This window comes from Prevotella sp. tc2-28, from assembly GCF_900107705.1.
GTDB lineage: Bacteria > Bacteroidota > Bacteroidia > Bacteroidales > Bacteroidaceae > Prevotella.
On sequence record NZ_FNRE01000011.1, the window covers coordinates 94,534 to 106,843 of the forward strand.

The following is a 12,310-nucleotide window of genomic DNA, read 5'->3' on the forward strand; positions in this document are numbered from 1 at the left end:
CTTAATTAAATTAGGTTAGACTGAAATTGTGGTTGCAAAAATAATAAAAAAGACTGGAACGGACGAAGAATCCGTTCCAGAATGCAACAAATAATGAAGTTTTTGCTACTTTTTGTAAAGTGTGTACTCGCAGCCGGCTTTAGTTGACAAAGAGTAGACAGCGGTTTCCTTGCCCTTTTTCAGTCCTTTTCCCTTCAAGGGTGTAAGACAGCGAATCATGCAGTTGCCGCCATTTCGCGAGCGAATGACCGCCTTTGTCAACTGGCCGCCTTTCCATTCGATGTCGATTTCAAAGCCGCCACGGGCCATGAGTCCTTTCACATTGCCGTATTTCCATACCTTGGGCAAGGCAGGCAACAGATAGATAAAGCCGTCGTAACTCTGCATGAGCATCTCTGCAATACCGGCAGTACATCCGAAGTTTCCGTCAATCTGGAAGGGTGGGTGAGCATCGAACATATTGGGATAGGTGCCTCCGCGCTGCTTGACTGTTCCAAAGATCAGGAAGGTGTCGGCCGTCAGCGTCAGCTGGTCTTTGATGAGTTTATAGGCATGTTCGCCATCCAACAGACGGGCCCATGAGCACACTTTCCAACCCATGCTCCATCCTGTGCTGACATCTCCGCGTGCCTCCAACGACTTGCGTGCAGCATTCCATAGGTTGGGTGTGCGGAAGGGGGATATCTGATAGGAGGGATACAGTCCGTAGAGATGAGAGAAATGGCGATGATCGTCCTTGGGATCGTCCAAGTCGTCGAGCCATTCCTGCAGCTGTCCCCAACGTCCAATCTGCATGGGAGGCAACTGGTTTAGTTGGGTTCTGACAGTGTCTAGGATATCTAGATGGTCTAGATTGTCTAGATGATCTAGATGGTCTAGAATCTTAGCAGCCTCGAGAACGTTGGTATAGAGTTCTGTTACGATCTGGTTATCCATCGTCACACCAGCATCCAAAGGGGTGGGGCGCCCTTTTCCGCCATGTTCGGGTGATTCGCCGGGACAGACGACCAGCCAACCTTTCGTAGGATGTTTCACCAATGTCTGCGTAAAGAAGCGGGCAGCATCGAGCATGATGGGATAGTACTGGCGCAGGAAATCCTTGTCGCCCGTGTAGAGGTAGTGCTCCCACAGGTGGCGACAGAGCCAGGCTGCACCTACAGGCCACAAACCAGTCTGCGCCCGATCTACAGGACCGGTGATGCGCCATTGGTCGGTATTGTGGTGTAGCACCCAACCCTCCGCGCCATACATGTCGCGGGCCGTTTCCTTACCTTGCTCGTAAATCTCGCGGATGAGTTTGAACAATGGCTCGTTCATCTCCGTCAGGTTCGTGACTTCAGAGGGCCAGTAGTTCATCTCCAAGTTGATGTTTGTGGTGTATTTCGAGTCCCATGAGGGGAACATCTTGTCGTTCCAGATGCCTTGCAGGTTGGCGGGGTTCATGTTGCCGGGTTGTGACGAAGAGATCAACAGGTAGCGTCCAAACTGGAAATAGGTGGCTACGAGATGCCTGTCAGCGACGGAATCGCTGACCACACTAAACTGCTCGATACGTTTGTTCATAGGCACTTTGGCATAGGCATCGTCACCCAAGTTGAGTTTCACGCGGTCGTAGTATTTATGGTAGGTCTTCTCGTGCAGGTCTTTCAACGCCTCGTAGCCCATCGCCATAGCCCCTTGCAGCCGCTCCCGTGATTGTGCCTCCTCGTCGCCCGTGATGTCCTTGTAACTCTTGACATTAGTGCCTACGGCGAGGTAGAGGGTTGCCTCGTCGGCACCCACCACGCTGATGTTTCCATTCGAGCCGTTCACTTTGCCACCCTTTGTCTGTACAGCCATGCGACCCATGAAGCGCACCTTGCCTTTCAGTCCTTCATGCTTGGAGGACACGCCCAACAAGGTGGCTTCGTTTCCATCCATATTAACAAGTACATTCTCGTGGGGGCTGGTCATGTTGGCGGTGAAAGTGATCTTGCCTTTCTCGCTGGCAGTCAGGTGGATAGCAATAACCTCGTGACCACCCAATGGTGCAATAGTCTCGCGTTTGTATTTCACACCATCCACTTCGTATTTCACGATGCTCTTGGCGTCATCCAAGTCCAGCCAGCGCTCGTAGTTCCGATAGTCAGCATGTCCAGGCATCGCGATATACAGGTCGCCAAAGGGTTGGAACGGCATACCCATGTTCTTGCCTGCTGCATTGGGCATCACTTTGGCATTGGCCAATTCCTGTGCCTCCTTGTATTTCCCTTCGAAGATGAGGCGGCGCACTTCAGGCAGCGCTTCCTTCGCGTTGGGGTTCAACACGTTGTTGGGCTGACCAGCCCAGATGGTTTCCTCATTGATTTGAATGTGCTCCACGGCGGGTGTTCCAAACACCATACCACCCATCACACCATTGCCGATGGGCAAGGCCTGCGTCCACGTCATTGCAGGCTGGTTATACCACAGTCTGTGCTGTTGTGCAACAGCACAAATGAGGAATGAGAAATACGAAATGAGAAATACGGTTAGTGTCAGTCGTTTCATAATTCAGTTATGTTTGTCTTGTTTTAAAATAAAGACTGCCAGATGATTTAATTGTCGTCAGTCTCTTAGGGTTATTCGATGATTTGCTGATGGTGAACGATAGTTCCGTCGTTGCTCACACCTTCCAAAGTGACGAGGTAGCGTTTGGAGATGTCGCTGGCATAGAACTTGATACTGGCATGTCCCTTCTCGTCTGTCTCCACCTTCGGATTCCAGTAGAGCGTCGTGCGATGGTCTGTACGCACATCGCTCTTTGTGCTTTTATATTGTGGAGAGTAGAACTCCACGGCAGGACGATAGCCCAACTGACGCACGCTGACAAAGGAAGGGCTGTCTTTGGCTCTTGAACTGGCAATCTCAGAGCCGTCTTTCAGGAAGATAAACAGTACACCAGGCACCTTGCCGTGGTTGGCAGGTCTTGCTGCAAAGAGTCCGTTGATGGCATTGTTGGGCGTGAAATACTCTATGGACTTGACATCTGTTGGCAAGAGGTTCAGGACAAAGCTATGATCTTCTTCCCTGAAGTTGTCCACATAGGGTAGGACACCGGCATTGTCTGGTGTCGTAATGTAGGGTTCGCCATTGTTGGTATAAGCCACTCTCATGCCCAGATTGATGAGCAATTGCTGCATGGTAACGGCACGCTCAATGCGAGGATCTCCCTCTTGGAATCCTCGTGGAGCCTCCATGTTCATGAAGTTTCTTCTGAGGGGTTTCTGCTTTTTGCCTATCTTCGTCACCTCAGGCAGTTCGATATATCCTGCTCGTGAGTACATCTGTTGTGTTTGGGCTTGTGTGCGGAAAGTACTCAGGTCTGGGCTCTCCGTTAAGGAGTAGTGGGGCAGGGCTACCTTGGGAAAGGTCAGCGAGTCTATCTGTAACTCCACAAAAGCTGTCTTTCCGCTGTTCCGCGTGCCTTGCAACAGGAAGGTGGTTCCCTCAGGGTTGTCCACGCCCAACGAAAAATTAGTGCTGTCGCCTAACTCGAACTCCCATTGTTCTCCCGTTTTTGCGTTGACAACCAGCAGGTGTGGGTTCTTGAGGCGTTTCTTCCAAGTACCCTTGATGCGTCCTGTGATGAACTGCATCTCCTGATAAGGATAGATGATTTTGTGCAGGGTGTCGGGCTGATAACTCAGATGTTGGCGCAGCAGGTTCTGGCGGATGTCACCAAACAGACTGTCAGGCTTCACTACATCGTAGTCTGTCACGGACAAAGCATAGATTCCTTGCAGTGGTTGTCCCTCTTTGTCGTGGATGTCAAAGTCGAGCTTGATGGGTTTTCTGTCTGTAGCGGCATTCCCTCTGACGGTTACCTTCGCATCCATGTGTGCAAGCACCTTGTTGGCTATGCGATGCCCTCTGGCACGTTGCCCACCCACCACCGTGAGGGGTTGGTAACAAAATTGTTCTGCGGGGAAGTTGCGCATCCATTGGGTGTAGGCCACCAAGGTATAGACACCGCCTTTCAAAGACTTAGGCAACAATATCCTGTTGGCAAACACACCGTCCTTGTCGCCTCGAATCATCATGCGTTGCATCAGCGTGTCGGACTGCTGGTCGTATAGCTCGACATAAACGAAACGTGAGCGACTGAAGGGGATATTCGTGTCGGCTTCCATCAGATGGGCACGTAGCCATACGGTGTCGCCTGGTGCATAGTAGGGCTTGTCTGTCTGGATACAGATTCGCTCCTGAGCATAAGACGCACCTAATGAGAAGAGCAGAAGGACAATGAGTTTTAGCCTCATTTATACAGCGATTTCAGCGTTTCTTCCGATTCAATTTCTATCTTGCTTTCATCGAGCATCGAGCGGTCTAGACCGAAGACGTCGATGAAGAAGTCATAAACGGCATTGCGCTTGTTCTCACGGAAGTCGTGGCGCTCGTTGGGCAGGTGGACATTGCGCACCTTGTCCTGCGCTCCGTAGAATCCGTAGATGCGTTGCAGATAGGGGAACTCCAACGTGGGAACACTGGAAGTCCAGTCGCCTCCGTCGCTCACGACGAGCATGGGTTTGGGCGCTATGACAGCTGCCAGTTCTGGCTCGCAGGTACCGCCTGCTGACAGTTGGACGGGCATACCACTCTCGCACGGACAGCCACCATCGAAGTGGGAGGCCAGATGAACCACAGGGGCTGAGGCAGTGACGCGCTCGTCCAACAGCGAGAGCATCACGGTATGAGTACCACCACCAGAGCCACCCATCACACCTACACGCTCCGTGTCGATGTCCTTGCGGTTCTTCAGCATCCAGTCCAGGAGAATGTAGCCACAGGCTGCCTGATAGACGTGAGCGCGACTACTATGATGGTCGCCTACTTCTTTCTCACTCTCTCCCCATCCGTAGAGGTCGAAGTCTACGCAGACGGCACCCATGCGAGCGAGGGTGCCCAGTCGTTGCTGCTCGTCCTTGCGATAGCGGTAGGGCCAGTGTCCGTCGGGACAGACTATCAGTGCGTGCTTGCCCTTCTTCAAGGAAGCATAGATGGTGCCAAAGAGGTGTTGTCCAGGTGTCAGCTCGATACAGATGTTCTGCGTGGTATAGCCATCGTGCTTGCGAATCTTCGAGAGGATGACGGGACGCACCAGATTGCCCTTCTTGTCCTTGGTCACCACACACGAGTCTAGGAACTTGTCCAGTTCCAGACGTTGGCGCACCTCACGGCGCAGGGTGTCACGACGAGCCTCCCATTGCTCCTTATTATGATATAAGGATGAGAGCCAGTCGAGCATCATCTTACCCTCTGCCTCATGACGACGCGGATACTCGTAGAGCTTGATTTTATACGTGTTGCCACTCTGCTTCCACCAGTTCCAGTCGTAGTATTTGCAGATGTTGTCGAGTGTCATTTCGAGCGAGTAGGGGCGCACACGGAAGTCGGCGTAGGGCATCTTCTTGCCTACGGTATCCACGTTCTTGTCGAACTTGAACTTCACGCCAAAGCGCTTGGCGACATCGTTCATCAAGTCCGTCACGCTACGCTCGAAACGCGTCTCGTATGTCTGCGCCTGTGCTCCGCAAATGAGAAATGAGGAATGAGAAGTGAGAAATGGGGAATGACCAATGAGAAATGCCCCTATCAACACCTTCCACCTTTTGTTCGCTATTCTTTTTGGCTTCATATCGTTCGTTTTCATTTCTTCATTTTTCATTTTCACTTCTCATTTCTCATTTCTCATTTCTCATTTATTTGTATATCGGTCCAAAGTTGGCGCAGGCACGATAGTCGGCACCCTCCTTGTCCATTCCGAAGGCATTCCAGCACGAAGGACGGAAGATGTCCTTATCAGCAATGTTATGCATACAAACAGGAATGCGCAACATAGCACACAGTGTGATGAGGTCGGCACCAACGTGTCCGTAGCAGATGGCTCCGTGGTTGGCTCCCCAGTTGTTCATGACGGAATAGACGTCCTTGAAGGCATCCTTCGTGGGATCCAGGCGTGGTGCAAACCATGTGGTAGGCCATGTGGGATCGGTACGTTTGTCCAGGATGTCGTGCGTCTTGGGATCGAGCTCTACAGTCCATCCCTCAGCCAGTTGCAGCACAGGACCCAGACCCTGTACGAGGTTCAGACGCAACATGGTCATCGGCATACCACCCTTGGTGACGAAGTGGCTCGAATAGCCACCACCACGGAAGTAGTCGCGGTCGGCAGGCATCCACGAGGTAGCCTTCAGACAAGCCTCTACGTCCTCTTGCTTCATCTCCCAGAAGTTCTTGATGGTAGGCTTGCCGTCCTTGTCCGTCATAGCACCTGTGGCATCTAATGTCGTAGCACCGCTATTGATCAGGTGGATGAAACCGCCTGCAGCCTGACCTTCGGGCTTCTTGCCAGCCACGCGCTCAACAGCCTCCGGACTCCAGTAGGTGCGGATGTCCGAGAACATGACGCCCTTGTTCGTCAACAGGTGTCCGAACAGCATTGACATACCGTTCAGGAAGTCGTTCTCCGTAGCCAGCGTGTAAGCCTCACGCGGACCGTTCCAGTCGAACGAGGTACACATCATCGACTCAGGGAAGTCGAAGTTAGGCTTGTAGTCCGTCCATTGACGCTGACCCTGTACACCGGCAGCAATGGCGTTGTGTCCGATGGCCTCTTCCTTGTAGCCCATCTCCAGCAGCTTGTCGCTTCCCTGCATCAGGTCGCGGATGATCATCATGCACTTCACGGTGAACTCCCAGTCTTCGTCCTTCTCCTGACGGTTCTTGCCCTTGCCCTTGCCGTTGAAGGTGGTCATAGGCACGCCAGGGAACAGCGGACGGTCCTCGTTATAGTCGTGGCCCTCCTGGGGCTTGCAGTATTTCTCTATCCATTGCATGGCCTTCTCGAACTCCTGCTTGTCGTAGATGCCGAAATCGACACGACGCAGAATCTCCACCAGCGACACATACTCCGTGCGCATACCCAGGTACTGCTGGAGGAAGTCGGCATTCACGATACTTCCGGCGATACCCATACAGGTGTTGCCCAACGACAGATAGCTCTTGCCACGCATGGTGGCCACCGCCTGGGCAGCACGTGCAAAGCGCAGTATTTTCTCGGCTACATCCTCAGGAATGGTGTTGTCGTTCAGGTCCTGCACATCGTGACCATAGATGCCGTAGGCAGGCAGACCCTTCTGGGCGTGGGCAGCCAGCACGGCAGCCAGATAGACGGCACCTGGGCGCTCCGTTCCGTTGAAGCCCCAGACGGCCTTCGGATAGGTGGGGTTCATGTCCATCGTCTCCGAGCCGTAACACCAGCACGACGTAACGGTGATGGTACTTCCCACACCCTCGCGCTCGAACTGCTCAGCACAGGCGGCACTTTCACCCACACGACCGATGGTGGTGTTGGAAATGACACACTCCACGGGACTTCCGTCACCGTTCTTCAGGTTGCTCTCAATCAGGTTCTTGACTGCCTTAGCCAGATTCATGGTCTTTTCCTCAAGACCTTCGCGAATGCCACCCTGACGACCGTCAATCGTTGGGCGGATACCAATTTTCGGATAGTTTGTTTTCATTGTCTCAGTATATTTTAGTTGTTTTATATTAAGACGAACACCTCTCGTGATTGTCACCAAAATACATTGGTAACAATCATGAGAGGGCAAATCTTTTATGGATTGTAATGTGCAACTTTGCACCGCTTTGCTCTTATTCGCTTTTTCTGATGAATTAATGGTATAAAAAGTTGTGCCTTTCACAAATTTTCCGTATCTTTGCAGAAAAGTTTAATTGCAGGTCGTGAAACGCAAATTGCAAGACGTGAAACGTACATTGCAGGACGTGCAATATAGATTGCAAGACGTAAAAAGAAATAAAGATTAGTAGTATGGCAAATTATGTAATCAAGGAAATGCCAACAGGTATGGGCAACGGAAGTGAGGGAAAGGCATTCCCCAAGATGCAGGTCTATACGGAGTTCGACTACAACAAGGTGGTTGAGCTAATCCACGCCTATTCGCCAGCCTTCAGTCAGGCTACCGTTCGTGGTGTGCTCGACACGCTGACTGTTGTCATGAAGTCGTATCTGCCTATGGGACACACCATGAAAATTGACAACCTCGGTGTGTTCTCGCTGTCGCTGGAATTTGTTGACAACGAGGCGGATAGCACGAATCCACAGGCTACGCAAGTGCTCGCGTCCAAGAAGAAATACCATCATGTGAGGGTCAAGGGTGTCAACTTCAAAGTGGACAAAAAGTTGGTTGACGACATCAACCAGGAGAACACCTTCGAACGCACAACCGGCAACCCCACCTCTCCCTCTCCGTACTCCCTCGAAGAGCGTATGCAACGTGCCCTGAACCATATCAGCAAGCACGGTTTCATCACCCTGCAGGAATACGCCAACCTCAACGGCCTCAGCTATAGCACAGCCTCGAGGGAACTCGCCAAGCTCGTCCTCGATCCCCATTCTGGCATCAAGGCGAAAGGCGCCGGTTCCCACAAGGTCTGGGTTAGTAGGTGATTTCACTTCTCTAGGGTGATTTCAACCATCATTTACAAAAAAGAAGCAGGAAAGTTGCAATCATTCGAAATTTCTTTGTATATTTGCAACGTAATACATATTTTTTATGTTTAGTATCAAGGACATCTCAGAGTATATCGTAGCGCTTATAGCAGCCTTTGCCAGTCATTATTCGATGACAGAAGTTGAGGCATATCGTTACCTAAACCGTTATGGAGCCATTAAAGTGGCTCACGACTTCTACGACGTGATGCATACTCAATCGTTCGATGATATGGTTCAAAGTATGGCTTCCTATTGTCAGCGGAAAGGAGGCAATTTATGATTAAACTTTATCATGGTTCAACTGTCGATATCGAGCATATTGATCTCTTGAAATCTCGTCCCAATAAAGATTTCGGACGAGGTTTCTATCTTTCTGCTGATCGTCAGCAAGCATGGCGCATGGGAGAGTTTAAGGCTTTGACAGAAGGTGGGTCCCCTGTTATGAACACTTACCTCTTCAACGAACAGGAGCTTACCTCTGGCGAGTTGCGAGTCCTCACATTTAAGGGATATACTCGTGATTGGGCTGACTTCATCTTCTTAAATCGCAACAACAAAACCACTATTCCTGTACACGACTATGATATCGTATATGGGCCGATTGCCAATGATCGTGTAGGTGTACAAATTGGCAAGTATGAGGCTGGTGATATCACTTTCGATCAGTTTCTTGAGAATCTGAAATATATGAAAGGGGTAACGTTCCAATATTATTTTGGAACAGAACGCGCTATTGCTAAATTGACGAAGATATGACACAACCCAACGTGACACCACAGGAGTTTAAGTATCTGAAGGATCAGGTGACTGCCCGTATGATTCAGATATTGACAGAGGAGCAAGGATACTCGTTGGAAGAAGCAATTGACCGTGTTTATACCTCACCCATCTACGAAAAACTATCTGATGCCTCCACTGGGCTTTTCTTCCAATCACCCCGCTACGTTTTGTCTTATCTTTGATAACATAAGAGGTTTGTAATAAAAGAAGTGTTTCGCAGTTATATAGCTTACTGCACAGCCTCGAGGAAACTTGCCAAGCTCGTCCTCGATTCCCATTCAGGCATCAAGGCTAAAGGTGCCGGTTCCCACAAGGTCTGGGTCAGGAGGTGATAAAAGTGAAAGTCACCACATTATTCTTTTTCTTATTCGGGACTTGAGAAGCAGTTCCCTATTTCCATACCCTTCAATATAACCATTCTTTATGACAAATCGGTTAATGGGTACTGCCCTATAATGGGTGGTGTCCACATCCAAGATATAGACATTATGTGACTCCTTTCTATATACGCCCCAACAATACGTTTGAGAATAGTGTTCACCCTTATAATACATACCGAATGTCGAGTCGTTCTTATTGATTGTCAGCGAAATAGAGCTATCGTTTGCTTCGAATGCATAGTCTATATGTTCACTTTTCCAGTGGATACACGAAGATTGGCAAGCGGCGAAGTTGACTGCGAAGAACATCAGAAACGAATTGATGAAGAACACGATACTCCAACGTTCTTTATTCAAAAAGAACAGAACAATGCTAATAACAAGGTTTATGAATGCGATTAGGAAAGAAAAAAATAATGTGGTAAGTCCGTCTTGGTGACTGGGCGAAGAAAAATACATTAGAATGAGAAACACCGAATCTATGATGGCAATTATCAACATAGGGCGCTTAAGATGTATTGTTGTAGATTCAAACACTTTCATGATGTTTTTCGTCATATCCTAACTGCATTTCTGCCTGCAAAAATACGAGTTATTTTTGAATGAGCGAATAAAATATTGGAAAAAGTTGTATCTTTGCCAATGTAAAAACTATGGATAGGGCGACATTTGAAAGGCAGAAAGCATTTGCGGGCGAGGCTAGGAGGGCGCTTATAGATAAAAGGGGCAGGTTTGAAGCCTGTCCCCTTTTGAATGGTGTGAAAGAAGTGCTTATTTCGCGTAGAATTGCTCTATCAGCTTGCCCACTTTGGGAATGTCGAAGTAGTCTTCGATTTCCAACTGGTAGTCGGGTTCGATGCCTTTGTCGATGTTCTCACCTTTCACATTGTTGAGGCGACTGCGATGAGAGGAGTAATGATAGCCTAAACCATCGGCACAGGGGCCATAGAGAACGGCGCAGGAGCCGCCTCCCGACTTCATGCCGAGCAGGCAGATGCCGTAGTCTTTTAGGAGTGCTGGCAGCATGTTGCCACATGAGAAGCTGACCGGACTGATGAGCACACCGATGTTAAAGTCCAGTTTAAAGTCCTTGTCTTTCTCGTCGAACTTGCCGTCCAGGTTGCGGTCTACTTCATACGTGGACTTTGTCTTCTGGCCTGTCAGCGTGTTTTCGGAGTACATGTCGGATTTGTTGGCGAACATCGAGGTGACGAAAAGCACGATGTCCGACGAACCTCCATTGTTGGTTGATATGTCGAGGATGAAGTTCTTGACCTCAGGGTCTTTCTGTGCTTTCTCGAGTGCATCGATGAGAATGATCAGCCAGTCGTTAGGATAGTCTTCGATGGTTGGCTTGGGACCTTCGCCCTTGTAGTACAAGTGCCATCTGGAATCGTCGCATATGAACTCGTCGAAGAAGCAATAGGCTGTGTTGCCCACTTTGGTGTATTTCACACCTTCGCCTATTTTAGTTTTACGTTGTTCGTCCAGCTCCATTTTCAACAGCTTTCTTTCGGCACTTGATTTTTTTATCGCCACATATTCCGGACAGTAGCTCTCAAACTCTTCCAGTTTTTCGCTACGGATGGGTTTCAGTTTGTCGGGGAAGGAGGAGCCCTTGTCTATCTTGTTAATTCCTGTTAGGTCGATGTTGGTATGTCCGCCGTCGCTGAGCAGACAGCTTAGTGTGGCAGTTCCTGAGAAGAAGTCGTACATGTTTGTGGACAGCAACAGATCGCGTGTCATTTGACCAGCCTTTCCGTAGTCCTGCAAAGCCTGATCCAAGCCCTTCTCCTTCATATCCTTCTCTATGAGTGTGCGACCTGGATAGCCAAAGAAATTAGTGAGCGTGAAACACAGGTTCTTGTAGTTGTAGTTGGCTATGTCGGCTGCGCGCGTATCTTTGTATAGGGGTGTGGTGTAGAATGTCGGGAATCCGTTTAACAGTGAGTAGAAACCATTAGGACTTGTCATTACCGTCAGTCCGTTGAAGGCAGCCATGTGATTAAAGATGTCTGTGTAGAGATTGGCAATGGTTGTGAAGGGGAAATAGACGTTTTGGCCGTCCTCTCTGATGTCAATGTCGAATGCTCCGTAATCCAGCGTCACATCAACCTGCTTGGGTGAAATGTCCACCGACTTCCATTTGATGAGGGGCAGTGCGTCGTATTCGATGTTAGGCAATCCTGGCTTTACCATTCCCATCATGTTGGTAAACGCCACGTAGTCGTTGCTCGTGAAGATGTCTTTCTCGGTGTCTACCTTAGCCGTGCCGAACGGGTTGGTCAAAATATACTTGCCGTCGCCAAGGTTCGTCACCTGAATCGTGGTGCCGGGATAAATCATCTCCTGGAAATGGCTGACGCTGATATAGGCCACGTTGGGCATGTCGTCGTAGAAACGCAACAGTACCGTGCCTAATGGGTCGTTTTCGGTGTTGACAACGGGGAACAAGCGTTCCACATATTTCTTGTCCTTGTCGCTACCACCGCCACCACTGGGGTTGTCTTGGTTGTCTACGCACGAAGTCAGTGTAAAACCCCCCACGATTATCATGGTCAGCAGGAGCCAAAGTGTTTTGTTCTGTTTCATAGTCGATAATGTTATTGAG

At 49.7% G+C, this 12,310-nt stretch carries 9 protein-coding genes; 4 read left to right on the forward strand and 5 right to left on the reverse strand.

Translation table 11 applies throughout. The annotated features are described in order from the left end of the window. Positions 1–105 precede the first annotated feature (105 nt). From BLU47_RS10695 to BLU47_RS10710, 4 genes are all read right to left on the reverse strand, one after another. Positions 106–2,529 (reverse strand): glycoside hydrolase family 95 protein, encoded by a 2,424-nt coding sequence (locus tag BLU47_RS10695; protein ID WP_091962327.1) that lies wholly within the window; start codon positions 2,527–2,529, stop codon positions 106–108. Positions 2,530–2,600: 71 nt separating this feature from the next. Continuing rightward, positions 2,601–4,280 carry an MG2 domain-containing protein gene (locus BLU47_RS10700; protein WP_091962330.1) on the reverse strand — a complete coding sequence of 560 codons (1,680 nt, stop codon included), beginning with the start codon at positions 4,278–4,280 and terminating at the stop codon, positions 2,601–2,603. Continuing rightward, complete coding sequence (locus BLU47_RS10705) at positions 4,277–5,497, reverse strand: hypothetical protein (RefSeq protein ID WP_091962333.1); 1,221 nt, start codon at positions 5,495–5,497, stop codon at positions 4,277–4,279. The genes BLU47_RS10700 and BLU47_RS10705 overlap by 4 nt, the downstream gene beginning before the upstream one ends. A 223-nt stretch (positions 5,498–5,720) precedes the next feature. Then, positions 5,721–7,544, reverse strand: coding sequence for an L-fucose isomerase (locus tag BLU47_RS10710; protein WP_091962336.1), 1,824 nt, complete (start codon positions 7,542–7,544; stop codon positions 5,721–5,723). Positions 7,545–7,855: 311 nt separating this feature from the next. Between BLU47_RS10710 and BLU47_RS10715 the strand changes: the two genes are divergently transcribed. The 4 genes from BLU47_RS10715 (at position 7,856) to BLU47_RS10730 (ending at position 9,501) form a co-directional block, all read left to right on the forward strand. After that, a complete protein-coding gene (locus BLU47_RS10715) occupies positions 7,856–8,494 on the forward strand; it encodes an HU family DNA-binding protein (protein ID WP_091962339.1) in 639 nt (212 codons plus the stop codon). Between the two features lie 106 nt (positions 8,495–8,600). Next, a complete protein-coding gene (locus BLU47_RS10720) occupies positions 8,601–8,819 on the forward strand; it encodes a DUF3791 domain-containing protein (protein WP_091962341.1) in 219 nt (72 codons plus the stop codon). Further along, entirely contained in the window at positions 8,819–9,295 is a 477-nt protein-coding gene (locus BLU47_RS10725) for a DUF3990 domain-containing protein (RefSeq protein ID WP_091962407.1), read from the forward strand. The genes BLU47_RS10720 and BLU47_RS10725 overlap by 1 nt, the downstream gene beginning before the upstream one ends. Further along, positions 9,292–9,501, forward strand: a complete 210-nt coding sequence (locus tag BLU47_RS10730) for a hypothetical protein (protein ID WP_091962344.1) — start codon at positions 9,292–9,294, stop codon at positions 9,499–9,501. Before BLU47_RS10725 ends, BLU47_RS10730 begins: the two co-directional genes overlap by 4 nt. A 969-nt stretch (positions 9,502–10,470) precedes the next feature. Here the strand turns inward: BLU47_RS10730 and BLU47_RS10740 are convergent. Next, positions 10,471–12,291 (reverse strand): S41 family peptidase, encoded by a 1,821-nt coding sequence (locus tag BLU47_RS10740; RefSeq protein WP_091962350.1) that lies wholly within the window; start codon positions 12,289–12,291, stop codon positions 10,471–10,473. Positions 12,292–12,310 lie beyond the last annotated feature (19 nt).

Bases quoted from the DNA above. Each gene is read 5' to 3' on its own strand.
- BLU47_RS10700 (WP_091962330.1), bottom strand. From the start codon at position 4,280: ATGAGGCTAAAACTCATTGTCCTTCTGCTCTTCTCATTAGGTGCGTCT.
- BLU47_RS10740 (WP_091962350.1), bottom strand. From the start codon at position 12,291: ATGAAACAGAACAAAACACTTTGGCTCCTGCTGACCATGATAATCGTG.
- BLU47_RS10705 (WP_091962333.1), bottom strand. From the start codon at position 5,497: ATGAACGATGTCGCCAAGCGCTTTGGCGTGAAGTTCAAGTTCGACAAG.
- BLU47_RS10730 (WP_091962344.1), top strand. From the start codon at position 9,292: ATGACACAACCCAACGTGACACCACAGGAGTTTAAGTATCTGAAGGAT.
- BLU47_RS10710 (WP_091962336.1), bottom strand. From the start codon at position 7,544: ATGAAAACAAACTATCCGAAAATTGGTATCCGCCCAACGATTGACGGT.
- BLU47_RS10695 (WP_091962327.1), bottom strand. From the start codon at position 2,529: ATGAAACGACTGACACTAACCGTATTTCTCATTTCGTATTTCTCATTC.
- BLU47_RS10720 (WP_091962341.1), top strand. From the start codon at position 8,601: ATGTTTAGTATCAAGGACATCTCAGAGTATATCGTAGCGCTTATAGCA.
- BLU47_RS10715 (WP_091962339.1), top strand. From the start codon at position 7,856: ATGGCAAATTATGTAATCAAGGAAATGCCAACAGGTATGGGCAACGGA.